Source organism: Streptomyces tibetensis (assembly GCF_007655005.1).
GTDB classification, from domain to species: Bacteria; Actinomycetota; Actinomycetes; order Streptomycetales; family Streptomycetaceae; genus Streptomyces; species Streptomyces tibetensis.
Genome location: NZ_SZVW01000016.1, coordinates 149585 through 173530, shown reverse-complemented (window position 1 = coordinate 173530; position 23946 = coordinate 149585). Strand labels below are relative to the sequence as shown.

Here is a 23946-nt window from a genome sequence, read left to right as displayed (position 1 = left end):
TCTGCCGATCCCCTCGGAGGCCGAATAGCGCTCACCGGCCACGCACACGAGGGTAGAGCAGGCGCTCGCACCGTCCGGCGTGCACCCGGCGTTCGCGCGCTCAAGCGGCCGGCGATCCACGATCCACCCGACGGTTTCCGGGTCTGGTCGCCTTCGCCGGTCGTCTCAGGTGCGCACGCCGGTCGTCTCACGTGCGCAGGTGCTCGTCCGTGCCTTCGAGGCTTGCCACCGTCGCCCGGACGGTCGGATGCCGGTACAGCTCCCGCAGGCGCAGGGACGGCAGACCGCGGGCGCGCAGGGCAGCACCGATGCGGACGGCGGACAGGGAATTGCCGCCGAGTTCGAAGAAGTCGTCGTCCGGGTCGACGGGCACGCCCAGGACGTCGCTCCAGATGTCCGTCAGACATGCGATGAGGTCGTCGGCGGCGGCGGTACGGGGAGCCTCGTCCCGCACCGACGGGCGCGGGGCGGCGGGCGGGGGGAGCTTCGTCGCGTCGAGCTTGCCGTTGGCCGTCAGCGGGAGCGTCCAGTGCGGTGACGGTGGCGGGGAGCATGTGGTCGGGCAGGATGCCGGCAGCCCGCTCACGCACCCCGGCGGGGTCGTCGACCCCGGATGAAAGGGTCACGTACGCGTCGATCCTGGCCGTGGCGGCGTCCGCCGGGTCGTCGCGGCGTACCAGGACGGCCGCGGAGCGCACGGCAGGGTCCTCCAGCAGGACGGAGCGGATCTCGTCGAGTTCGTCCGGAAGCCGCGGATATTCACCTGGCTGTCGATCCGGCCGAGGTGTTCGAGCCGCCCGTCGGGGCGCAGGCGCCCGAGGTCGCCGCTGCGGTACATCGGGCCGTCGGAGAACGGGTCCGGTACGAACCGGCGGCCGGTCGGCTCTTCCTGACCCAGGTAGCCGGGTGCCACGCCGGCGCCGCCGACACATATCTCGCCCGCCACTCCGGGCGGCAGCAGCCGTCCGGCCGGGTCCACCACGTACAGGTGCCAGCCGGGCAGGGCCCGCCCTACGGAACGGGTGCCGGCGAGCGCCAGTTTCCGGGTGAGCGTCTGCTCGGTGACATGGACGGTGGTCTCCGTGATGCCGAACATGTTCACCACCCGGCAGGGCCGCTCGGGATGCCGGTCGAACCAGGGCAGCAGCATCCGCGCGTCCAGCGGCTCACCTCCGAAGACGACGAGACGGGCGGGCACCTCGGCGTGGTCGACGTCCAGCAGCTGGGCGAAGGCCGACGGGGTCTGGCTAAGCACGGTGCCTGCTGCGCGAGGCCATCGACGACCCGGACCCGGTGATCTTCCTGGAGCCCAAGCGCCGCTACTGGACCAGGGAACCACTCGAGTTGCCCGTCCGCACCGGGCCGTTCGGCACCGCAGCCGTGCGCCGGGAAGGCAGCGACGCCACGCTCGTCGCCTACGGGCCGTCGGTCGACGTGGCCCTGGAGGCGGCTCACCTGGCCGCCGCGGAGGGCCGGGACGTCGAGGTGCTGGATCTGCGCGCCCTCGTCCCCCTCGACGACGATGCGCTGGCCGCCTCGGTGCGCCGGACCGGGCGGTGCCTGGTCGTGCACGAGGCCCAGGGCTACGCCGGAGTCGGCGCCGAGATCGCGGCGCGGGTGCAGGAGCGGTGCTTCGACGCGCTGCGGGCGCCGGTGCTGCGCGTCACGGGGTTCGACATCCCGTATCCGCCGCCCTTGCTGGAGGACGCCCACCTGCCGGACGTGCGCCGGGTACTGGACGGTCTGCACCGCCTGCTGCCCGCCACCAGCGCCTCCCCTGCCGCGGCGCGCCGGACGGACGGCACCCCGGCCGCCACCGGCGAAGCCATCACCGGCCGGACGTTCCTCCTGCCCGACCTGGGTGAGGGGCTGGCCGAGGCGGAGGTCCTGGAGTGGAAGGTCGCCGTGGGTGACCCCGTCGAACACGACCAGGTCGTCGCGGAGGTGGAGACGGCCAAGTCCGTGGTGACACTGCCGAGTCCGTACACCGGCACCGTGACCGCCCTGCACTGCCGAGCCGGGGCCGTCGTCGAGGTGGGGGCGCCGCTGCTCACCGTGGGAGAGGAGTCAGCGGCCTCCGGTGCCGTCCTGACCGGCTACGGCACGTCGGGCCGGCGCACACTGCGGCAGCCGCCTCGGCCGGCCTGCGCGGGCACGGCCAGGACGACCGGTGCCGCCCACGACCGGGACACCGACCAGCCCCTCCTCTCCGTCACCCGGGCCCCGTTGCGCCCCGTGGCGGAAAAGTTCGTCCGGGGCCGGCGGGACACGCCCGCCGTGACCATCTGGGCGGACACCGAGGCCGACAGCCTGCTCGCCGCCCGGGCCACCCTCGGAACCGGCTTGATGCCGCTGCTCGCCCGGGCGTGCCTGGGCGCGCTCGCCGCGTTCCCCGAGCTCAACTCCCGCGTCGACACCGACCGTCAGGAGGTGGTCCGGTTGCCGCAGGTGCATCTCGGCTTCGCCGCGCCGACCACGGCCTGGTGGTCCCGGTCGTCCGGAACGCCGCCGGTCTCGGCCTCGACGACCTCGCCGCTGAACTGCGGCGACTGACAGGCCTCGCCCGCCGCGGGACGCTCCCCTCCGAGCACCTCACCGGCGGCACCTTCACCCTGAACAACTACGGCGGCTTCGAGGTCGACGGCGCCACGCCGATCCTGAACCACCCCCAGGCCGCGATGATCGGGGTGGGCCGCATCACCGACCGCCCCTGGGTGCGGGACGGCCGTGTCGAGGTCCGCAAGGTCGTCAACGTCTCCCTGACCTTCGACCACCGCGTGTGCGACGGCGGCACGGCGGCGGGTTTTCTCCGGCGTGTGATCGACGGCTTCGGCTCCGCCGATCTGCTGGGAAAACACACGGAGTGAGTCCTCACTCATTGACGGAGTGAGGACTCACTCCGTACTCTCGTGGTTATGACAGCAGCCAAGGAGAACCAGACCACCCGCCGCCGTTCCCCCAGCATGTCGCCGGAGCGGCGCCGCGAAATGATCATTCACACCGCCATCCCGCTGATCGCCGAGTACGGCGCCGCGGTGACGACCGCGAAGATCGCCCGCGCCGCGGGCATCGGCGAGGGGACGATCTTCCGTGTCTTCGCCGACAAGGACGAGTTGCTGCAGGCCTGCATCGCCGAGGCGCTCTCTCCCGAACACGCGGTCCGCGAGCTCGACGCGATCGATGCATCCCAGCCGCTGGCCGAGAGGCTCGCGGAGGCGGCTGACGCACTGCAGGCGCACATGGCCCGGATGGGTGCGGTCATGGGCTCGCTGGGGCAGGGCGGCGGCAAGCACCCGGGCACGGTGCGCGGCGCGGGCCGCACCGAGTCGACGGCCCGTATCCGTGCAGCCCTCGTGGACCTTCTGGAGCCCGACAGGGCCGCCCTGCGCCGGCCGCCGGAGCAGATCGCGGCCCTCTTCTTCGGGCTGCTCTTCATCCAGCCGCGTACCGAGGACGAGCCCGACCTGACCCCGCAGGAGCTGGTGGAGGTGTTCCTGCACGGGGCACTCTCGGGCGGCGCCGAGTGAGCACGCCCAGAACGCGCTTGGGAATCGCGGCCCTGGCGGCGCTGGCCGCCGTTTCGGTGTGATCGGTCGCGGACCCGCCGCCGGGGGGTGACTGCAAGCACTGAGTGCGCCGTCGCACTCGGCTGCGAACCGTGAGCGGATGGCGCAGAGCATGCCCGACGGTGACGTGGATCACACCGACTGGACCTCAAGTGCACGTGAGGAAGCAGGCTTTGGGCATCCCACCGGGCGTGCCGCGCAAGGGCAGCCCGATAGTCCGCAGGAGACTTTGATGGCCACGTTGCTTCACATCGACACCTCCCTCAACGGCGAGAGCTCCCACTCCCGCGCAGTGACCGCCGCCTTCCGGCGTGTGTGGGAGGACGAGAACCCGCAGGGCTCGGTGATCCACCGTGATCTCGACGCCGACCCGATTCCCCATCTGCGGGCCGCCGCCTACTACGCCGGCTACACCGCCCCCGGCGACCAGTCCGCGGAAGAACGGGCCGCCTTCGCGCTGCGCGCCGAACTGATCGAGGAAGCCGAGACGGCGGACGCGATTTTGCTGAGCGCACCGATGTACAACTACTCGATCCCCTCCACGCTCAAGGCCTGGATCGACCACGTGTTCGCCGTGGGCCGCACCTCCATGACCGAACGCCCCTCACTCGCGGGCAAGCCGGCCATCGTCGTGACCAGCCGCGGTGGCTCCTACCGGGAGGGAACCCCGCAGCACGGCAATGACTACGTGCAGAGCTATCTGCAGCAGGCCCTCGGCACCGGCCTCGGTCTGGACGTCACCTTCATCGTCCCCGAACTGACCTTGGCCCCGACCGTCCCGGCCATGGCCGATCTCATCCCCCTCTTCGAGACATCCCGCAGCGCTTCCCTCGCGGCAGCCGAATCCCGTGCCAGGGAACTGGCCATGCGTCCGGCCGCATAGCAGGGGGCAGCCGCGCGGGCGCGAAGTGGAGGGCCGGTGGGCCGGCCTACTGAGGCCTCGTTCTCTACTCGCTTCTGCGGTTACCGTGCCTGGGGGCTACCACCGTCGGAGCTGGGCCGGGAAGCGGGGAATCGTGGACGAGGCCTTTGACGCCGTTGGAGAAGCGTTGTGTTGTGCCGCAGCCATCCGGCTGGGCGGAGCCGTGCAGGTGCTGACCGAGCGATCCGGCCTGATCGACCGTTACGGCGTGATCATGGCCGGAGTCCGCAGCATCGCGGCGTTTCTTGACGGCCGAGAGCTCGACGAAGACCTCGTCGCCTCTGCGTTTGCCGAGAGCTGGTCCCTGGACGCCAGCTACCCGGCACAGCTCGCGGGCCATGCCTTCGTCAAAGGCTGGGCTTTCCTGGTCTTCGGCACGATGGTGTTGACCAAGCCGAAGCTGCAGGACATCGTGGCAGCGCAGACGCTGGACTGCGCGTCGCGGGCGGTGGCGGCTTGGCCGTCCGCCATCGGTATCGACGCCTTCGACAGCCTCGCCCGCTTCGAGCCGGCCTGCCGGCAGGAGGCGGAAGTCGGTCTCCTGAAGGACGGTCTTCCTGCTCTGTGGAAGCTGGCAGAAGTCCGGTCGAGGCAGTACCGCCAAGCGGCAGAACAGCTCGTCGGGTAGTGGGCACTGAGGTTTTCTCAGTGGCGCGATTCTTCGCATCCCGTTTGGCGCTGATCGCCGCGATGACAGCTCCGTCGCCGGCTGGGAGCGACATGTCGACGAGCAGCGCCTCTGCTGTCGGGCAGGACGTTCCGCGAGATGATCTGTTTCAGGATGCCTTTTGGTCGGTGGGCTTCTTGATCTCGGTGGTCACGCGTGCCCCTCGGAAGAGCACCGGGAGCCACAGGAGACATGCCACCAGGGGGACGGCGGCGTAGGTGGACATGCCCACGCTGGCGCCCATCCCGTCCATGAGCGCGCCGAGGACGAGATAGCCGATGCCGATGAGCGCCGACTCCACGAATGCGATCATCGACAGCAGGCTCGCCCGGTGGCGCGACGGCACTGCCTCGTTGAACACGTTGTCCACGATCACGGCGGTGATCTCGGGGATTCCGACCAGGACCAGGAACGCGGCGATGGTGACCCAGACAAGGCCGAGGCCGCTCAGTCCGAGCGCCACGGCAAGCGTCGCGAGAGACACCGGGACGATGACCCGATACCCGATGCACCGGTCCGCGCGGTCCGACAGCAAGGGAGTGAGTCCGCCGACGAAGAATCCCGCCGATATCACCACGCTGACCAATGCGGTGCCCGCTCCCTGCTCGGAGAGGGTCTTCTGCGTAAAAATGATGTACGGCGTCAAAGTCGCATGCATCAATCCGGACACCACGACAAGCGTCACGAGCGTCGGCGTGGCGACCCGAAGCATCGCCCGCCATGCTGTGGCGTGGCCGTGCTCCTTCTCGGCTCCGTCCTGCTCGTCCACCGCGTCCGCGCCGCGGATCTCGGGCACCCCTGACATCAGCACCACCACGGCCAGGACGAGGCACGACGCCGAAGCGACGTAGACGATTCCCCAGGAAACTCGCTGCAGTTGGCCGCCGAGGACGATGGCGACTCCCGAGGTGACCGTCCCGAGCATGGTGAACCGGGAATTGATCTTGACGTAGCCGGCCGTTGCACCACGACGCACGAGCAGGTCGTACAGCAGGGCGGTGTCCGAACCGGATACACATGCCATGCCCACGCCCTGGCCGACGAACAGCGTCAGGAACACCCAGTAGGTGGAGGACGACACTTGACCGAGCAGGCATCCAGCTATCAGCGCCTGGCCGATCAGAATGCTGGCACGCCTGCCGATTCGGTCGGCGATGACTCCCGTCGGCAACTCCGCAACTCCGCTGACCAGGTAGATCAGTGTCTGCAGGAGGGCCACTTGCCCGGCGGAGAAGCCTCGCTGCTGAAGGAAGAGGACGAATACGCCACGCTGGAAGAGCGAGTTGGCGAGCACGGCGTATACGTAGAACGGGCGCGTGACGCTTCGTGCCGCATCGTCGACCGCGGCCGGGCCGCCAAGGGTTTCCTTAGTGCCGGTCATGCTGAGGGCTCCCCCTGGTGACTCCGGTGATCATGGGTGTTGGGCCTCCGCCGCCGACCGGAACCTCCAGTCCGTACCTCGCGCGAGACACTGGGCCTACCCTGCGGGAACCGTTGCCGGCGCCGCGGCCGTCCTCGGTGGAGGTGCCAAGTGCTGGAACCGGTAGCGTGCATCGCTCACGGTGGATTCGGCCTCTCCATCCCCTGGCGGCTGTGCTGAGGCAGTTGTCATTCATGTTTCTCGTGGTGACCGTCGGATGAACCACCACTTGTAGCGCATGTGAGCAGCCTTATGAGTTGCTCGGACGAGAATCACCGGATGTGATCCCTCCAGGGCCCGGGGAGAGTCACGTTCGCCCGTTTGATCACGGGATGCCGGGGAGGGTCAGGACGGCCTCGGGTTGACCGTGCTCGCGTCGGGCGCCGGCGTTGTTGGCCCAGCCGGCGCAGTGGAAAGTGGCGTATGCCGGGTCGCGCAGGACGGTCATGACGGTGGGGGCGCGGTGGCTCTGAACCTGGCTGGCGTCCCCGGCCGTCGGGATCGATCACGGGCCGGTCACGGTGCGGCCGTGCACTCCAGAAGGAAGGGCAATCCCGAAGGGAAAGAAGGGCAGACCCATGTCAACGCTTCGTTAAACACGATGAGTTGAAGAGACCTATGCGATGATGCCTTCTCCGCCTGCCGCTGCGGAGATTTCGACACATCACAAACGGAGTTTTCCATGCAGAAGGTCATCGACTACATCGAAGAACATCGGAAAACGTACGAGAACCATGCATTCTTCACTCGCCTGCTCACCGACGAGTCGCTCCCCGGAGAAAAGCGTCTGGCGTGGGGGCCCAGCGTGGTTCCCTTCATCATGGGCTACTCCGACCTGAACAAGTACGTCTTCCGTAAAGACGAAGGCAATGCCCGGCCCGATCAGCTACAGGCCCTTCTGAACGCGCACACGTACGAAGAGGACTTCCACTGGCAGTGGATGCTGACCGACCTGGAGAAGCTGGGGGCCGACAGCAGCATGCCCCTGTCGGACGCCACGCGGGTCCTGTGGAGTGCGGACTTCAGCCACTCTCGACGTCTCTGCCTGGAGCTGGCCGCGCTCGCCGCGGGCGCCCCCACGTACGCTGTTTTCGCGATGGTCGAGTCCATCGAGGCTGTCTCCATCACGATCTTCACCCACTGCCGCGGAATCGCCCTGCGGGACGGTCGCGAATGTGAGTTTTTCGGCACCAAGCACTATATGGCGGAGGCGTCGCACAGCATAAAGTCGCCCGAGGTAGAAGAGAAAAGCCTGCCGTCCCTCGACGACGCACAGCGCGAGGAAGCCAAGCGGGTTGTGGACCGCACGTTCTCGCTCTTCGACAACTGGTCCGGCTCGCTCCTGCGGTTCGCTCTCGAATGCGGGGACCACGAGCGCCCCTACGAGAGGGTGATCCAGGAGAGCAAGAACCTGCTGCCGGAAGCCGAAGCGGTGGCCGCTGCCGCCTTCCAGCCTCGATCGTTGCAGGTCAACTGCCGGACCCAGGGGGAGAGTCACGTTCACCCGGTTGATTAGGTGATGCTGTGTCAGCGGTCAGTGCAAGGCGAGCACGGCCCCTTGTGATCATGGAGTTCTCTACACTTCACGATCTGCAAGGTTGCCGTGCTCGCTGTTTCATCATCACCCACGCCCATCGCCCCGTACGGGCGCCCCTGCCCTCCTCGCCGCCGGGGGCGCTCGTGCCCGCGGGGCTGGTGGAGGTGCTGAGCCGGGTGCCTGACCCGCGTGAGCCCTGGGGTGTGCGATACCGGCTGGCGACGCTGCTCGCGGTGGGCGTGTGTGTGATGACCAGCGCGGGGCACAACTCACTGACCTCGATGGCCGAGTGGGCAAGACGCCGCGACCAAGCGGTGCTTGCGCGCCTCGGCCGTCCCTACGATCCGTTCACCGGCCGCTTCACAGCTCCCGGCGAGCGGACCTTGCGGGACGTTTTCGGCAAGGTGGACGCCGCCGCGCTCACCCAGGCCGGCTTCGCCCGATTGACGGCCCTGACGCCCTCATCCCCCTGCGCCACGGCACCGGATGGTGTCCGTGAGCGGGAACAACGGCGTGCGCATCGGGCCGCCGCACCGCAACAAGGCGACGCTCGGCCGTCGCGATGGGCGTTCGCGGTGGATGGAAAGTGTCTGCGCCGCGCAGTACGCGCCGACGGCAGCCGCGTGTTCATACTGACCGCCGTGCGTCACGACGACACCCTGACCGCGGCCCTGCGTGAGATCGGAGCGAAGACCAACGAAATTCCCGATTCGCCCCGCTCCTCGACCAGATCGACGACACCGGCCTGGCCGACGCCGTGGTCACCGTGGACGCCCTGCACGCACAGAAGGACCACGCCCGCCACCTCGTCGAACAACGCCACGCCCACTACCTGCTGTCAATCAAGAACAACCAGCCCAAGCTCTCAGGCCAGTTGAGGCAACTTCCCTGGAAGGACGTGCCCGTCCTGCACCTCTCCAAGGACCGCGGGCACGGCAGGGAGGAGGTCCGCGAGGTCAAAGTCTGCAGCGTCGACGGACTACTGTTCCCGCACGCCCGCCAGGTGGTCCGCATCCACCGCAAACGCCGCCGCGCCGGAGCTGGGAAGTGGCAGACCGAGACCGTCTACGCGGTCACCGATCTCGCCGCCCACCAGGCCGATCCGGCCGAGATCTCGGCGTGGGCCCGCGGACACTGGATCATCGAAAACACTGTCCACTGGACCAAAGACGTCACCTTCGCCGAGGACGCCAGCCAAGTCCGCCGCCACGGCACCCCCGCCGTCATGAGCACCCTGCGCGATCTGGCCCGCGGTGCCCTCCACCGCGCCGGATGGGCCAACATCGCCAGCGGACGCCGCGCCCACACCGCCCCCGAAACCGCTCACCCTCCATGGCATCCCGTGATCAAAACGGACGAAGGCCACTCTCCCCAGGGCCCTGCCCCCCACCGCTGCGCGTCCCTCGTAGCGTGACGCCGGTGTCGACGACCTCGCTGTCGCCGTCACAGCCGCGTGGCCGATGTGGCGTATGCCCTCTGGTCGGCGTCGGCAGAGGTCGTGGGGTGGTGACGGATGACCAGGGGCAGCAGCGCTGCGGCCGCGCAGGCCGCACCAAGGGCGAGCCAGACGGGGTCGTAGCTGCCGAACGTGTCGCGGGCGACACCCCCGAGGAAGGACGCCGATGCGGCGCCGACCTGGTGTGCTGCGCTGGTCCAGCCGAAGACGATGGCACTGTCGTCTCCGTAGAAGGTCCGGCACAGGGCGATGACCGGTGGCACGGTCGCCAGATCGAGCAGGCCGAAGGCCACCACGAAGATCAGCATGGGCACGTTGACCGTGGCCGTCATCGTCAGCGGCAGGGCGACCATGAGCAGGCCGCGCAGGAGGAAGTAGACGGCGAGGAGCCGACGGGGGTCCATCCGGTCGGTGAGCCATCCGGAGGCGATCGTGCCGACCACGTTGAAGACGCCGATGAATGCCAGCAGGGTCGACGCTGTGGTGACAGACATGCCGTGGTCGTGGGCAGCAGGGGTGAAGTGGGTCCACATGATGCCGTTGGTGGATGCGCCGCAGACGGCGAACGCGCCCGCGAGCAGCCAGAAAGGAGCGGTCCGGGCGGCGCGGCTCAGCACGGTCAGGGTGCGGCGGGCGGCGCCGGGGGCAGGCTCGGGCCGCGGGACGAAGGTGTCGCTGCCGTAGGGACGCCGTCCCAGGTCGGCGGGGTGGTCGCGCAGTACGAGGTGGACCAGTGGGCTGATCGCCACGGCTGCGAGGGCGAGGCTGACGAGGGCGGGCCGCCAGTCGTAGCGGTCGATGGTCCATGACAGGGCAGGCAGGAAGACCATCTGGCCGAGGACGCTGCCGGAGGAGAGGATGCCCGTCACCAGGCCGCGGTGGGTGGTGAACCAGCGGTTGGTGACGGTGGTGCCGAGGGTCATCGACAGTGACCCGGTGCCCAGGCCGACGAGCAGGCCCCAGAAGAGGGTGAACTGCCAGGCGGCGTGCATCGCGGTGGTGAGCACTGCTCCCGCGGCCACCGTCCCGAGCGCGGCGACGACGACGCGGCGGATGCCGAACCGGTCCATCAGGGCGGCGGCGTAGGGAGCCGTGAGTCCGTACAGGACCATGTTGACCGAGGCGGCCAGGCCTATGGATCCCCGGGACCAGTGGAACTCCTGCCGCAGGGGGTCCTGCAGAAGGCCCGGCATGGTGGAGAAGGCGCCGGCGACGATGATCGCCGTCCCGGCGACGGCGGCTACCCACCAGGCGCGGCGCCCGGAATCCTTGGTGTGATGGCCGGTTGTCTCATGCATGTCTTCATCGTCGAGGGCGAGGGACGCCCGAAACCACTGGCCGTTTGGACACGTAGTGAAAGAATCTGGTCATGATGGTCAGTAACGAAAATGAAGGGGTGCACACGGTCGCTGTCCTGGTTCGTTCCGGGTTGCTGCCCATGGAACTCGGGATCGTGCACCGGCTGTTCGGCACTGCGGTGGATGCCGCCGGCCGGCCGCTGTATGCGGTGGTGACCTGCGCGGCGGAGCCGGGTGAGATATCCACGGAGGCCGACTTCACCGTCAACGTGCCGCTGGGACCGCGGGCACTGCGCCGGGCGGACACGGTCATCGTGCCCGCCGCAGTCGAGGACTACCGTCCCCAGCGGCGGGGTCAGCTGAGTCCGCCGGTACGGGCCGCCCTTGAGGAAGTGCCGGAAACGGCGCGTCTGGCATCCATCTGCACCGGGTCGTTCGTGCTGGCGGCGGCCGGCCGTCTGGCGGGGCGCAGGGCCACGACGCACTGGAAGTCCTGCCCGGAACTCGCAGCCCTTTACCCGGAGATCGAGGTGGACCCCGATGTGCTGTACACCGACGACCGCGGAGTTCTGACCTCCGCGGGGGTCGCTGCCGGGATCGATCTGTGCCTGCACATGATCCGCAGCGACCACGGCGCCGACATCGCCAACACCGTCGCCCGCGGCACCGTGGTCCCTCCGCACCGCGAAGGTGGCCAGGCCCAGTACATCGACCGTCCCGTACCGGAATCCGACGACAGCTCCATCGCAGCGGTCCGTGCCTGGGCCCTGGAGCACCTCGGTGAGCCCCTGGCCCTGGAGGACCTGGCGGGACGGGCGGCGACGAGCGTACGCACGCTGTCGCGCAGGTTCCGTCAGGAGACCGGGGTGCCTCCGATGCAGTGGCTCGGTCAGCAGCGCCTGCAGTACGCCCGTAGGCTGCTGGAGCGTACGGACGAGCCGGTGGACCGCATCGCGGCCGAGGCCGGCTTCGGCACGGGCACCGCGATGCGCCAGCACTTCCGTGACGCTCTGGGCGTGTCACCGCGCGCGTACCGCAACACCTTCCGTGGAGGGAGGTGAGGGCGCGTCACGCCTGTTCGTTCCAGTTGGACATCGGCCAGAGCTCGTCGTCGGCGGCGAAGACCGCACGCCGGTTGCCGAACTCGCTGCTGTCGTCCGGCTGCCGGGGTTCGAAGCGGCGGATCGCCGGGTCTCCCGAGCCGTGCAACAGCAGCTTGCCGGTCTGCGGCATGTCAGAGGTACTGCACGAAATTGCGGTGGATGCGCCCGCCCCCATGCCGGGGAAGGGCGCATCCTGCAGGGCAAGAGCCGGCCGGTACCTCACGGCAGCAGCTCTCACTGTCCGGTGGTGCTGTCAGGACAGGATCTCGACGTAGCCGTCGCTTCCGTGGACCCGGATCCGCTGCCCGTCACGGATCAGCTCGGTGGCCTGGTTCACGCCCACGACAGCCGGCAAGCCGTACTCGCGTGCGATCACCGCGCCATGGGTCATCAGGCCGCCCACCTCCGTCACCAGGCCCGCGATGCCGACGAACAGCGGCGACCAACTGGGGTCCGTGAAAGCCGTGACCAGGATGTCGCCCGCCTCGAGATCGGCTTGTGCCATGTCGAGAATGACACGGGCCCGCCCCTCGATGGTCCCTCCGGAAACCGGCAGGCCGATCAGGGCACCGGGCGGCACGTCATCGCGCCGGTACGCCCCGTTGACGGCCTCGCCCTCCGAGGTGAGGACCCGGGGCGGTGTGAGCGCGTGGTACGTCCGGAACGCCTCCTTGCGCTGCTCGATGAGCTGGTCGTCGACGTGCTGCGAGCGGACGACGTCGTGGAGTTCCTGGAACGTGAGGTAGAAGATGTCCTCCCTGTCGGCGAGCACCCCGGCCTGCACGAGACGGTCGGCCTCCCCCAGCAGGGCTTGCTTGTAGACGAAGTAGCGGCTGACGATGCCGTACTTCGGGTACTCGCGGTACCCGATGAAGGTGCGCACCCGGTCGATCATCCGCTTGGTCTCGTCGGCTTTGCTCTCCCCGTCGGGCAGGGCCCGCAGCCGTGACAGTACGTCCTGCTCCTTCTTCCACGCCTCCTGCCGGCCCTGCTCGAAGCGCCGTCGGGCGGCGCCCGGTTCGAAGTTCCTGACGTTGTCGAGGATCGCCGGCACGAGCGTGCTGGGGCGCTCTCGCCAACGGGGCCTCGTGATGTCGATCTCGCCGGCACAGCGCATGCCGTACCGGTCGAGGTAGGCCTCGATGGCGTCGCGCGCCTCGGTGCCGCCGGCCAGCTTCGGCAACTCGTCCAGGAAGCCGTCGCCGCCGGCGTTCTGCAGGAACTGAACCACCTGCGCGTGGGGGCGGATCGCGTCCGCGACGTCGAGCAGCTCCAGTCCCATCTCGGACGTGACGTTGTCGGGCGCGGACAACGTCAGGGTGTCAGCCGCGTTCTTCTCCCCCAGCCATTCCTGCAGCTTGTCGTTGAGCCACCAGGTGGCCTCCATGCCCGCCATGATCGCCTGGATGCTCAGCGGATCGGTGAGCACTCGCTTGTGCTCCTCGAAGGCCTCCACCAGGAAGTCGAACAGAGCCGGCCCGGTTTTCGTACCGATGTCGCGCCGCAGGGCGGCGATCGACTCCCGGTTGCGCTCGATCAGCCCGGTGACGACGGCCGGATCGGTCTCGATCGGGGTGGGTGCGCCACCACCGGCCCGCGGGCCGCCGGGAGCCGCTTTCGGGTCCGGGTCCGGGAGCGAGGGGACGAAGTCGTCGCGCTCCAGGACGGTTTCCAGCGCGTCCCTGGTCAGGGGGTCGCCCCTCCCCACGAGGTCCAGGAGGCCGGCGCGGCTCGCGGGCGAGGACAGGGCCCGGGTGGCGTCGACGAACAGCCTGCCGCCGGCGTCGGTCATCGGGGCCATGGCCGTCAGCTTCCACACGGAGAGCCCCAGGGGCTTCATGGGGTCGGTCATCATCTGCTGATGGCCGACGGAGACGTAGACGTGGTTGGCCTGATCGTCGGTCTCGGGGATGGGGAAGAGCGTGGTGATCGGCCGGCTCTGGACCATCTGGAAGCCGTCATCGACGAGGCACCATTCGATGTCCTGGGGGCGGCCGAAGTGCTCCTCGATCCGCCGCCCGAGCTGAACGAGCTGCACGACCTGCGCATCCGTCAGCGCCGGCTCCTGCTGCCGCTGCGCGTCGACCGCCACCTGCTGCGTTCCGCCGTCCGGCAGGGCGTGAACGGCAAGCTGCTTGGCGGCGACCGTCCTCTCGACGACCTCGCCCTGGCGCACCTTGTAGACGTCCGGGTTGACCAGGCCGGAGACCAGGGCTTCGCCGAGGCCGAAGCCCGCGTCCACGGTGGCCACCTTCCGGTTGCCCGTGACGGGGTCGGCCGTGAAGAGGATGCCGGACGCATGCGGGAAGACCATCCGCTGCACGACCACGGCCATGTCGACCATGCGGTGGTCGATGTCGTTTCGCTGACGGTAGGTCACGGCCCGCTCTGTGAAGAGGGAGGCCCAGCACCGGCTGACATGCCGGAGGACCTCCGTCGGCCCCACGACGTTGAGGTACGTGTCCTGCTGGCCGGCGAAGGAGGCCGTCGGCAGGTCCTCCGCCGTCGCGCTGGATCGGACGGCGCAGGCGACTTGCTCACCGAGCCGGGCGACGGCCCGGGTGATCTCTGACGCGAGGTCGTCCGGGACGGCTGTCTCTTCGATGGTCCGGCGGATCTGCGCGCTGAGCGTGCCGATCGTCTCCCGGTCGTCCGGGTTCGAACGCGACAGCTGATCCAGCAGACTCTCGATCGACGGCGACCGCGCCACGATCCGTCGGAAGGCGTCCGTGGTCACGCAGAAGCCGCCCGGCACACTGATGCCCTCGATCCGCGCAAGCGTGCCCAGGTGGGCACCCTTGCCGCCGACGATCGCGAGGTGCGTCTCGTCGACGTCACGGAGATCCAGCACGTACCGCTCGGTCATCGCGATACCTCCTGCTCTGCCGCATCCATGGTCGAGCCCGTCCCAATCTCCGACACACGCACCTCGTGTCCCCGTTTCCGCAGGTAGTGACTTCGGTCGACGATTCTGCGACAGAGCGGGGGCCTTGCCGCAAGCCCCCCGGTGCGCTATAACTTAGGAGAGGCAAGGAGAGATCTCCTTGCCTTCGCGCTTTTCGGGGCCCCGCTGGAACGTGTCCGTTTCCGGCGAAGCGGCTGTACACGCTGCTCAAACTGATCGTCGGTGAACTCAAGCCCGGCAGCGGCTCGTTGGCGGTCGACGGGACGCTGGGCCACCTCCCGCAGGACCTCCCCCTGACCGGCGACCTCACCGTCGCCGAAGTGCTCGGCATCGCAGCCGTCATCCGCGCCCTGGACGCCGACGAGTCCGGGGGCGTCAGCGAGGAGCACTTCACCACCATCGGCGACGACTGGGACATGGAGGAGCGCACCCGCGCCCGGCTCGCCCGCGTACAGGGTGCCTTCGTGGTGATCAGCCACGACGAGCGGTTCCTCGCCGAGTTCGGGGGGAACCGGCGACTGCGCCTGGCCGACGGCACGCTCACGGAGACGGGGGGTTGGCGAGGTGTGAGCCGTCGCCATGTGCAGTGGACCGCGTCCGCGGCCGTGCGCCCGGCGGACCTACCACCGATGACCCTGGACGGAGACCTGTGCTCCAGCATGCCCTGCTCGCTTACGAACTCGTCCGCTCCCTCGACGGGCGACGTGTCCTCGACGGCGTCTGCCTGACCGCGTCCCCCGGCCACCGGATCGGCCTCGTCGGGGAGAACGGTGTCGGCAAATCCACCCTGCTGCGGCTGCTGGCCGGTGTGGACGAACCCGACGGGAAGCGTCTCCCGCCCGGACGGCCTCGGCTTCCTCCAACAGGAGATGCCGTTCGACGCCGGTTCGACCATCGCAGCCGTGCTGGACGAAGCTCTGCGTGAGGCCCGCGAGGACCTCTCGGAGCTGGAACGGCTCGGCGAAGAACTCGGCCGCCTCCCGGAGGGCGAGCCGGCCCACCAGGAACTCCTCAGCGCCTACGGCAGGCGGTTGGAGCAGGCACAGGACCGCGAGTCCTGGGACGCCGACCGTCGTGCCGCCCTGGTGCTGGAGGGCCTCGGGCTCGGCGCGTTCGGGCACGACCGTCCGCTCGGTTCGCTCTCGGGCGGGCAGCGCGGCAGGCTGGCCCTGGCTGCGCTGCTGGTGCGGCGGCCCCCGGCGTTGCTGCTGGACGAGCCGACCAACCATCTCGACGACAGCGCCGCCGCGTTCCTGGAGGAACAGCTGCGCGGCCTCCCCGGTGCCGTGGTGCTCGCCAGTCACGACCGTGCGTTCCTGGACGCCGTCTGCACCGACGTGATCGACCTCGATCCCGCGGTGGACGGCCCGGTCCGCTACGGCGGCAACTACAGTGCCTACCTGGTCGAGAAGCGCGCCGAGCGAGAACACTGGGAGCGGCGGTACGCCGAGGAGCAGCAGGAACTGAAGGAGCTTCGGCACTCGGCGGGGGTGACCGCGCGCCGCGTCGCCCCGGACCGGGGGCCGCGCGACAACGAGAAGATGGGCTACGGCCACCGGGCGGGCCGGGTCGAGAGCCAGATCTCCCGTCGTGTACGGAACGCCACCCGCCGGCTGGAGGAACTGCAGCGTGCGCAGGTCCCGGAGCCGCCCCGCCCGCTGCGCTTCGCGGCCTGGGAACTCGCCGCGCAGGCAGAGGAAAGGCAGTGCCCTCTCGTGTCTCTGGAGGGCGTACGGGTGGCCGGCCGGCTGGTGCTGGACGAACTGGAGGTGGCGGAGACCGACCGGCTGCTGGTCACGGGCGGCAACGGGGCGGGCAAGTCCACGTTGCTCGCCGTACTCGCCGGCCGGCTTTCGGCCGCGGGCGAGGTGCGCAGGCGGCCCGGACCGACGGTGGGACTGCTCGCTCAGGACACCGTGTTCGAGCGGCTCGATCGCACGGTCCGGGACACCTACGAGCTGTCGGTGGGCCCGGAGCGGGCGGAGAAGGTGCCGCTCGGCTCGCTGGGTCTGAGGCACGAGATGGACCTGGACAAAGCCGTCGGGCAGCTGTCGGTGGGCCAGCGCCGGCGTCTGGCTCTGGCGCTGCTCGTGGCCCGCCCGCCTCACCTGCTGCCGCTCGACGAACCCACCAACCACCTCTCCCCCCGGCTGTGCGACGAGCTGGAGGAGGCGCTGGGCACCGACGGCCCGGAGGCCATCGTGGTCGCCAGCCACGATCGCTGGCTGCGCCGGCGGTGGCAGGGCCGGGAGTTGCGGCTGGAACCGGATCATGAGTGAGGTCCGAGGACCGGGCGCCGAGCCGGGGTGACGATCGCGCTCTGCGGGGTCGGCACCGCCTGAAGCGGTGATGCTGCCTGCCGTGCAGAGGTGTCACTTCCGGGAAGCGAAGCGACCCGCAGCGCTCAGGTGATGCACCGGCCCGTCACGGCACCCGGGCGGCATTGCAGCCGCCCGGGTGCCAGCCTGTGCGCCGGGCCTTGACGAGCGGCCGTCCCGCGGCGACTCCCGGCAGCGCACGCCGGGTCGGCCAGGGCCTACAGGCCCAGGTCGAGCGCGAGGCACGAGTAGTACTTCCACGAGCCCTCGGGGTCGTAGGCGTTCACCCCACCACGCGGCGAGGCCGCCACCTCTTCGGCCATGTCGGCGAAGCGGATGCGCTCGGGGAGCTTGCCGTACCGCGCCTGCCGTGCGGCCGCGGCGGTGTCCCTCGTCGGTTCGCTGTCCATGACCGGCCCCCCTCGGAATCACACTGTCGCCTTGGACGAACAACAGCATGCCCTCCTGCGCGTCACCGGTCAAGACGGTGACGCATGGCTCGTGAGTGCGTCAGACGGTGATGGTCTTGTACTCGGTGTACGCCCCGAGGCCCACCGCGCCGTACTCGCGCCCGACGCCGCTGGCCTTGAAGCCACCGAAGGGACCGTCGAAGCCGATCGAGGCCCCGTTGACCGTGACGGTGCCGGTGCGGACGCGCCGTGCGACCGACAGGGCGTGGGCCTCGTCGGCGGACCAGACGCCGCCGGAGAGCCCGTACTCGGAGTCGTTGGCGATGCGGAGGGCGTCGTCCTCGTCGTCGTAGGCGATGACGACCAGGACCGGGCCGAAGATCTCCTCCCGCGCGATGCGCATGGAGTTGTCGACGTCGGCGAAGACCGTGGGCGTCACGTAGTTGCCCTTCTCCAGGCCTTCGGGGATGTGCGGGCCTCCGGTGACCAGCGGGCGCCCTCCTCGATGCCGAGCCGGATGTAGGCGCGTACCCGCTCCTGCTGGTCGGGGCGGATCATCGGGCCGATGAAGGTGTCGGGGTCGCCAGGGTCCCCCACCTTCAGCGACTCGACCAGCGCCTTCAGTGCGGTCACGACCTCCTCGTAGCGGCTGCGCGGGGCGAGGACGCGGGTCTGCGCGATGCACGACTCACCGTTGTTGAGCAGGGAGCCGAACTTCAGGCCCGCGACCGCCTTCTCGATGTCGGCGTCCGGCAGGATGACGGCCGCGGACTTGCCGCCCAACTCCAGACTGACGCGCTTGAGTTGCTCACCCGCGATCGAGGCGATGCGGCGTCCCGCCCGCGTCGAGCCGGTGAAGGCGATCTTGTCGACCTCCCGGTGTGACACGAGGTACTCACTGGTCTCCCGGTCCGCCGGCAGGACGCTGATCACACCCTCGGGCAGGTCCACCCGCTCCAGCAGCTCGGCGAGGAAGCCCATGCTCAGCGAGTTCTCCGGGGACACCTTGAGGACGACGGAGTTGCCCGCGAGCAGGGCCGGGATGATCTTCGCCGTGGCCGAGGAGAACGGCGAGTTCCACGGGATCACCGCGGCCACGACACCGACCGCCTCGCGGCGCACCACACTGCGGACCGGGGACGCCGGATCGGAGGGCGCCACGGTCTCCTCCCAGCCGAACTCCTCCGCCGCCTTGAGGTAGGCATGGGCCTGCCGGGTCAGGCCGGGCTGTCCGGCCCGGGTGAACCACCCCGCCGAGCCGTTCTCCAACGAGATCAGGTGCGCCACCTTCTCCGCGTTCTCCTCGCGCAGCGCGTTGAACCGACGCAGGACGGAGATGCGCTGTCGCGGCGGCGCCGTACGCCACACACCCGCATCGAACGAGATCCGCGCCGCCGCGACCGCACGGTCCACGTCGACCGGCTGCGCCTGGGCCGCGCGCCCGATCACCGACTGGTCGTGGGGTGAGCTGATGGCGAGGAGCTCCGGGCTGCCGGGCTCCGCCCAGGCCCCGCCGATGAACAGCCGGTCGTACGTGATCATGCCCTGTTTTCCCTTCGGAAGAGTCGGACACCGCCGCTGCCCGCCGACGTCATCTGTCACTTCAATGTAGCACTTGTATGCAGGGTGGCAGCATACGTGTGCCATAAACGACGCATGGCCGGTAAGGGCGACACCCTTACCGGCCACGCTGACGTGCAGAATCAACCGCGCCTGGGCAGCCGCCAGTTCGGACGCGGGAAGTGGCAGGTGTACCCCTCCGGGTAGCGCTGGAGGTAGTCCTGGTGCTCCGGCTCGGCCTCCCAGAACGCACCGGCCGGCACGACCTCGGTCACCACCGGGCCCGGCCACAGGCCGGACGCTTCGACATCGGCGATGGTGTCCAGTGCGACGCGCTGCTGCTCGTCGTCGAGGTAGAAGACGGCGGACCGGTAGCTCTCACCGATGTCATTGCCCTGCCGGTTCCGGGTCGTCGGGTCGTGAATCTGAAAGAAGAACTCCAGGATCGCCCGGTAGTCCGTAGCGGTCGGGTCGAACACGATCTCGATCGACTCCGCGTGCCTGCCGTGGTCACGGTAGGTGGCGTGGGGCTTGTCCTCGTCGCCGCTGTAGCCGACCCGAGTGCGGATCACTCCGGGTAGCGACCGGATCAGCTCCTGCATGCCCCAGAAGCAGCCACCCGCCAGCAGCGCCCTCTCCTCGACGTCACTCATGGCGCATCACCTTTCTTGCCGGTATCGGTCCACACTCGCATACAGTCACCATCTTGACAGGTGACGAGCTGAGCTGTCACGGCCGGCTCATCCCGCGCGCCATGGGCATGACCTGGCGCATCCATGTGACAGTAAGGAGATCGAGGTGCACATGAGAGAGGTGTTAGGCATCACAGGCTCCACACGTGCGGCGTAGACTCGGTACGTGAGAGCCGACGCAGCACGCAATCTGGAAGCAGTTCTGACGACCGGAGCACGCATGCTCGCCGCCGACCCGGGCGCGAGCATCGCGAACATCGCCACCGAGGCGGGCGTGGACCGGCGCACCGTCTACCGGCGCTTCGCCTCGCGCGACGACCTCCTTGCCGCGATCTACGCATCCCGCCTGGCGGCCGTCGAGCACGCCATCGCGGACGCCCGGCTGCGCGAGGCCCCGGTCGCCGTCGCCCTGCACCGCTACGTCGAGAACATCATCGCCGTCAACCGCACCTGGCCGGTCGACCTCGCCCGCATGCTCGCCGACGACGGCGTCCGCGCCCGCCGGGACGCCTGTGTGCGCGAGGTCGACGCCTTCCTCGAACGCGCCACCGACGAGGGACTTCTGCGTCCCGGTCTTCCCCAGGGATGGGCGAGCGCGCTGCTGCCCCAGCTCATGCACCTCGTGTCCCGGCAGATGCCCGATCTCAGCCCCGCGCAGGCGGCGGACGTCGTGGTCGACACGTTGCTGCGCGGCCTCGGAGCGTCCTGACGGGCTTCGCCGGTGACGCACAGGCCGGAAACCGGCGGGTGGCCGAGAATCTCAGGGCGAGCCCCGGAGAGAAAGCGGCCTGGTGGATCCGATATGCGCCAATGTCATCTCCTCCCGCCGGGAGAGCGCCCCGCCAGGCCCGGCCCGCCCACCCGCCCCGGCAAGCACCGACTGCCTGGGACAACGCGACACCCATCACGTCTTCATGATTTCCACACGACTTCCCCATGCCATGAACACTTCCGGCCGAGTGGCGAGCCGCACCTTCCCGAGGGGGCAGACGGTGTGCCCGGCGCCTGCCTAGCCTCCCAGGCCATGCGATCACCCCTGATGAGACGTTTCGGCCTCGGCGCCGTCCTCGCCCTCGCCCTCGCCGTGTTCGGCCTGGCTCCCAGCGCGAGTGCGGCGGCAGCGCCGGCGGAGCTGACCTTCACCACCGACAGCGCCACCACCACACCCGGCGGCTCGGTCAAGCTGTCGATGACCCTCACCAACAACAACACCTACGACGTCTGGTTCGTGTACCAGACGATCGAACCGACGTGGCTGACCACGCAGCGCCCCGACCTCAAGTACAGCTTCTCCGGGTGCAGCCTGACCACCGTGAACGGCCCCGCCCCCTGCTCCGGCACCGGCCCGGCCAACCTCGGCGGCAACTACGGCGCCACCATCCCGCCCGGTCAGAGCCGCACGGTCACCCTGACCCTGGACGTCGCCCCCGACTCCGGCTGCAACGGCAACATCGGCTTCTACTCGTACTTCTACGCCGAGTTCAGCGACTCCACGAACGTCAGCGGCGGGCCGGTCTACACGCCCGTGACCCGAGTGCTCTGCTCCTGACGCTCCGTCCGGGGAGCCGGCGGCCGTGACCTGAACGTTTCGCTGTCCGGGCACCTGCGCCGGTCTGGACCACTGGCACTCCGACCGGCGGGCCCCACAGGCCCGCCGGTGCGCCGCACAGGGCCCGGACCAGCACGCCGGGCCCTGGAGCCCACCAGGCCCGGCCCCACCCGGCAGCACGGAACGGCTCGTTTCGCTTTCGGAACCACCCCGTTCGACACCTGCGCTTTTCCGTCATGTTCCGCAACATGACCGCGAAATCTCCACACAGACATCACTATGTGACGCGAACGGATGCGTGACGAACTGGCTTCTGAGGGGGACGCCGGCGGCACGCAAGGGGGTGTCCGCTCCATAGGAGCCGTGCTCACCCCTGCCCGGGGAGGGGACCTCACCGCATGAAGCGGACCTTTCGCACCACCGTGCTCACGGTGAGTGCGCTCATCGCCGCACTGGGCCTGCCGGCCGGCGCGGCGCATGCCGACACCACGCCCCGCATCGACCTGCGGGTGCTGGTGGTGAGCGACGGCGGCCCGTCGACCGACGCGATAGCCGCCGAACTGGCCGCGGCCGGAACGCCGTACACCCGCATCGACCTCACACAGGCCGGCCGGGCCGTGATCGACGCCGACTTCCTCGCGGACACCGTCGACGGCAGGCCACGCGCCAAGTTCCAGGCCGTGGTGCTGCCCAACGACAACCCGTTCCCGGCCGGCTCCTCCGAGATGGCGGCACTCGCGGCGTACGAGCAGAAGTACGACGTTCCCCAGGTCGACGCCTACACCTACGCGCGTCCCGAAGCCGGTCTGCAGTACCCGGTCTACGGGGGCTACTCCGGCAGCATGGACGGCAAGCGGGCGGAGGTGACCGCCGCCGGCAGATCCGGCCCCTTCGGCTACCTCGACGGGGCGGTGCCCTTCGAGGACAACGACCCGGCCATCGGTGAGAGTTACGCCTACCTGTCCAAGCCCGTGGCGGGGGCCGACTTCACCGCGTACGTCGAGGCGGCGATCCCCGGGCAGACGGCCAAGGGCACGCTGGTGGGCGAGTACCGGCACGACGGGCGGCGCGAGCTGGTCGTCACCTTCGTCTACAACCAGTACCAGCAGCAGTTCCGGCTCCTGGCCCGCGGCATCGTGGAGTGGATGACCGGCGGGGTGCACCTGGGCGCCTCACGGAACTACTTCTCCGTCCACGTGGACGACGTGTTCGCCGCCGACGACCGCTGGAACAGCCAGCTCAACTGCACCCCCGGCGACGTCGACTGTCAGGACCCCGGCGCTACTCCCGACCCGATCCGGATGACGCCCGCCGACGTCGACCACGCCGTCGACTGGCAGAACGACAAGAGGTTCACCCTCGACTTCGCCTACAACGGCGCCGGCAGCGCCGACCACCGCGAGGACCACAACGGTGCCGACCCGCTCGCCGACCGGCTGATCGCACGGCGGGGCGAGTTCCGCTGGATCAACCACACCTACTCGCACCCGTTCCTCGGCTGCGTGCAGGACACCACCGTAGTGCCGTGGAAGTGCGCGACCAACGCCGACGGCAGCACCCGCTGGATGAGCCGCAACGACATCTCCGACGAGATCGCCACCAACCGTGTCTGGGGCGAAAGAGCCGGACTTCCCCTGGTGAACGACGAGTTGGTCACCGGCGAGCACTCGGGCATGAAGGTGCTGCCGCAGCAGCCCCAGGACAACCCCAACCTGGCGCTCGCCCTAGACGACAACGACATCGCCTGGCTCGGCTCCGACAACTCCCGTGAACCCACCCAGCGCCAGGTCGGTCCGGCCACGACCGTGCCCCGCTACCCGATGAACGTCTTCTACAACGCCGGCCGGGCGGCCGAGCAGGTCGACGAGTACAATTGGATCTACACCAGCCGCGCGCAGGGCGGCAGCGGCATCTGCGAGGACAACCCGGCCACGACCACCTGTCTGCCGGCGCCGCTCGCCCCCGCCACCGGTTACGCCGACCACATCGTCCCGCTGGAGACCCGGATCGCTCTCGGGCACGTCCTGGCCAACGACCCCAAGCCGCACTTCATCCACCAGTCGAACCTGGCCGAGGACCGCATCGCCTACCCCGTGCTCAACGGCGTCCTGGACGGCTACAAGGCACTGTTCGCCGAGAACGCGCCCGTGGTGAACCCGCGGATGAAGGACATCGGCGTCGAACTCCGGCGGCGGGCCGACTGGCAGGCCGCGCTTCGGGCCGGGGAGATCACCGCCTACCGCATCGGCACCACGGTGACCGTCGACGCGCCGAACGGGCTGGCCGTCACCGCGACCGTGCCCACCGGCACCACGCTCGCCGGGGCCGCGTTCGGCGAGGCGTACGCCGGGGCCGCGTCCGGATGGACACCCGCCACGGGTACGCCGCTCGCCCTCACCCTGCCGGCCTCCGCCACAGCTCCGGCCACCGGCAATGCGGCCGAACCCGCCCCGGCCACCGGCACCGCACCGCGAACCCGTGTCCCCGCGGGCGTCACCGACCCCGTGGGGCACACCGCAGACGGCTGAACGGCGCCTCCACCC

At 69.5% G+C, this 23946-nt stretch carries 15 protein-coding genes and 7 pseudogenes; 13 read left to right on the top strand and 9 right to left on the bottom strand.

The genetic code is table 11. The annotated features are described in order from the left end of the window. Positions 1-187 precede the first annotated feature (187 nt). Positions 188-1258, bottom strand: a pseudogene (locus FDO69_RS27095) (non-ribosomal peptide synthetase); the annotation flags it as partial. A 2-nt stretch (positions 1259-1260) separates the two neighbouring features. Between FDO69_RS27095 and FDO69_RS42305 the strand changes: the two are divergent. The 5 genes and pseudogenes from FDO69_RS42305 to FDO69_RS27075 all read left to right on the top strand — a co-directional run. Further along, positions 1261-1755 (top strand): annotated as a pseudogene (locus FDO69_RS42305) (transketolase C-terminal domain-containing protein); the annotation flags it as partial. Further along, positions 1735-2867 (top strand): annotated as a pseudogene (locus FDO69_RS42300) (dihydrolipoamide acetyltransferase family protein). The pseudogenes FDO69_RS42305 and FDO69_RS42300, both read left to right, overlap by 21 nt. A gap of 48 nt (positions 2868-2915) precedes the next feature. Continuing rightward, a complete protein-coding gene (locus FDO69_RS27085) occupies positions 2916-3527 on the top strand; it encodes a TetR/AcrR family transcriptional regulator (protein ID WP_104782572.1) in 612 nt (203 codons plus the stop codon). 271 nt (positions 3528-3798) lie between these two features. Beyond that, positions 3799-4449 (top strand): FMN-dependent NADH-azoreductase, encoded by a 651-nt coding sequence (locus FDO69_RS27080; RefSeq protein WP_104782570.1) that lies wholly within the window; start codon positions 3799-3801, stop codon positions 4447-4449. Positions 4450-4582: 133 nt separating this feature from the next. After that, positions 4583-5116, top strand: a complete 534-nt coding sequence (locus tag FDO69_RS27075) for a hypothetical protein (RefSeq protein WP_104782567.1) — start codon at positions 4583-4585, stop codon at positions 5114-5116. Positions 5117-5264: 148 nt separating this feature from the next. Here the strand turns inward: FDO69_RS27075 and FDO69_RS27070 are convergent, their stop codons facing one another. Next, positions 5265-6536 carry an MFS transporter gene (locus FDO69_RS27070; protein ID WP_170320947.1) on the bottom strand — a complete coding sequence of 424 codons (1272 nt, stop codon included), beginning with the start codon at positions 6534-6536 and terminating at the stop codon, positions 5265-5267. Positions 6537-6900: 364 nt separating this feature from the next. Further along, positions 6901-7023, bottom strand: a complete 123-nt coding sequence (locus FDO69_RS42740; protein ID WP_267896255.1) for a hypothetical protein — start codon at positions 7021-7023, stop codon at positions 6901-6903. 234 nt (positions 7024-7257) lie between these two features. Between FDO69_RS42740 and FDO69_RS27065 the strand changes: the two genes are divergently transcribed. After that, on the top strand, positions 7258-8091 hold the full coding sequence (locus FDO69_RS27065) for a hypothetical protein (protein ID WP_104782564.1): 834 nt from the start codon (positions 7258-7260) through the stop codon (positions 8089-8091). Between the two features lie 173 nt (positions 8092-8264). Then, a pseudogene (locus tag FDO69_RS42295) lies at positions 8265-9421 on the top strand (ISAs1 family transposase); the annotation flags it as partial. A gap of 134 nt (positions 9422-9555) precedes the next feature. On the opposite strand, the gene FDO69_RS27050 reads toward FDO69_RS42295, so the two are convergent. Further along, positions 9556-10866, bottom strand: coding sequence for an MFS transporter (locus FDO69_RS27050; RefSeq protein WP_104782556.1), 1311 nt, complete (start codon positions 10864-10866; stop codon positions 9556-9558). Between the two features lie 98 nt (positions 10867-10964). Here FDO69_RS27050 and FDO69_RS27045 point away from each other — a divergent pair, with 98 nt between their 5' ends. Next, the gene (locus FDO69_RS27045; RefSeq protein ID WP_234388123.1) at positions 10965-11927 is read left to right on the top strand and encodes a GlxA family transcriptional regulator; all 963 of its coding nucleotides are present in this window, start codon (positions 10965-10967) and stop codon (positions 11925-11927) included. Between the two features lie 7 nt (positions 11928-11934). Here FDO69_RS27045 and FDO69_RS41340 read toward each other — a convergent pair whose 3' ends face one another. Further along, positions 11935-12099, bottom strand: coding sequence for a hypothetical protein (locus tag FDO69_RS41340; protein ID WP_159030652.1), 165 nt, complete (start codon positions 12097-12099; stop codon positions 11935-11937). A gap of 123 nt (positions 12100-12222) precedes the next feature. Continuing rightward, complete coding sequence (gene rph / locus FDO69_RS27040; protein ID WP_104782553.1) at positions 12223-14835, bottom strand: rifamycin-inactivating phosphotransferase; 2613 nt, start codon at positions 14833-14835, stop codon at positions 12223-12225. Positions 14836-15074: 239 nt separating this feature from the next. Between rph and FDO69_RS27035 the strand changes: the two are divergent. Both FDO69_RS27035 and FDO69_RS27030 read left to right on the top strand, forming a co-directional pair. Further along, positions 15075-15324, top strand: a pseudogene (locus FDO69_RS27035) (ABC transporter ATP-binding protein); the annotation flags it as partial. Positions 15325-15523: 199 nt separating this feature from the next. Beyond that, positions 15524-17153, top strand: a pseudogene (locus FDO69_RS27030) (ABC-F family ATP-binding cassette domain-containing protein). Positions 17154-17410: 257 nt separating this feature from the next. Here FDO69_RS27030 and FDO69_RS27025 read toward each other — a convergent pair. The 3 genes and pseudogenes from FDO69_RS27025 to msrA form a co-directional block, all read right to left on the bottom strand. Continuing rightward, positions 17411-17602 (bottom strand): hypothetical protein, encoded by a 192-nt coding sequence (locus tag FDO69_RS27025; RefSeq protein WP_104782550.1) that lies wholly within the window; start codon positions 17600-17602, stop codon positions 17411-17413. Positions 17603-17702: 100 nt separating this feature from the next. Continuing rightward, positions 17703-19144: pseudogene (locus tag FDO69_RS27020) on the bottom strand (aldehyde dehydrogenase). Positions 19145-19305: 161 nt separating this feature from the next. Beyond that, a complete protein-coding gene (gene msrA, locus FDO69_RS27015; protein ID WP_104782547.1) occupies positions 19306-19815 on the bottom strand; it encodes a peptide-methionine (S)-S-oxide reductase MsrA in 510 nt (169 codons plus the stop codon). Between the two features lie 259 nt (positions 19816-20074). Between msrA and FDO69_RS27010 the strand changes: the two genes are divergently transcribed. From FDO69_RS27010 to FDO69_RS27000, 3 genes are all read left to right on the top strand, one after another. Beyond that, complete coding sequence (locus FDO69_RS27010; RefSeq protein WP_104782545.1) at positions 20075-20563, top strand: TetR/AcrR family transcriptional regulator; 489 nt, start codon at positions 20075-20077, stop codon at positions 20561-20563. 315 nt (positions 20564-20878) lie between these two features. Next, the gene (locus FDO69_RS27005; protein ID WP_104782542.1) at positions 20879-21403 is read left to right on the top strand and encodes a hypothetical protein; all 525 of its coding nucleotides are present in this window, start codon (positions 20879-20881) and stop codon (positions 21401-21403) included. A 398-nt stretch (positions 21404-21801) separates the two neighbouring features. Next, on the top strand, positions 21802-23931 hold the full coding sequence (locus tag FDO69_RS27000; protein ID WP_104782539.1) for a RodZ family helix-turn-helix domain-containing protein: 2130 nt from the start codon (positions 21802-21804) through the stop codon (positions 23929-23931). The last annotated feature ends 15 nt before the right edge of the window (positions 23932-23946 follow it).

Coding starts and splice junctions, on each gene's coding strand:
- rph (WP_104782553.1), bottom strand. CDS start 14,835: ATGACCGAGCGGTACGTGCTGGATCTCCGTGACGTCGACGAGACGCAC.
- FDO69_RS27050 (WP_104782556.1), bottom strand. CDS start 10,866: ATGCATGAGACAACCGGCCATCACACCAAGGATTCCGGGCGCCGCGCC.
- FDO69_RS27065 (WP_104782564.1), top strand. CDS start 7,258: ATGCAGAAGGTCATCGACTACATCGAAGAACATCGGAAAACGTACGAG.
- FDO69_RS27080 (WP_104782570.1), top strand. CDS start 3,799: ATGGCCACGTTGCTTCACATCGACACCTCCCTCAACGGCGAGAGCTCC.
- msrA (WP_104782547.1), bottom strand. CDS start 19,815: ATGAGTGACGTCGAGGAGAGGGCGCTGCTGGCGGGTGGCTGCTTCTGG.
- FDO69_RS27010 (WP_104782545.1), top strand. CDS start 20,075: ATGCTCGCCGCCGACCCGGGCGCGAGCATCGCGAACATCGCCACCGAG.
- FDO69_RS27005 (WP_104782542.1), top strand. CDS start 20,879: ATGCGATCACCCCTGATGAGACGTTTCGGCCTCGGCGCCGTCCTCGCC.
- FDO69_RS41340 (WP_159030652.1), bottom strand. CDS start 12,099: ATGCCGCAGACCGGCAAGCTGCTGTTGCACGGCTCGGGAGACCCGGCG.
- FDO69_RS27070 (WP_170320947.1), bottom strand. CDS start 6,536: ATGACCGGCACTAAGGAAACCCTTGGCGGCCCGGCCGCGGTCGACGAT.
- FDO69_RS42740 (WP_267896255.1), bottom strand. CDS start 7,023: ATGACCGTCCTGCGCGACCCGGCATACGCCACTTTCCACTGCGCCGGC.
- FDO69_RS27025 (WP_104782550.1), bottom strand. CDS start 17,602: ATGGACAGCGAACCGACGAGGGACACCGCCGCGGCCGCACGGCAGGCG.
- FDO69_RS27000 (WP_104782539.1), top strand. CDS start 21,802: ATGAAGCGGACCTTTCGCACCACCGTGCTCACGGTGAGTGCGCTCATC.
- FDO69_RS27085 (WP_104782572.1), top strand. CDS start 2,916: ATGACAGCAGCCAAGGAGAACCAGACCACCCGCCGCCGTTCCCCCAGC.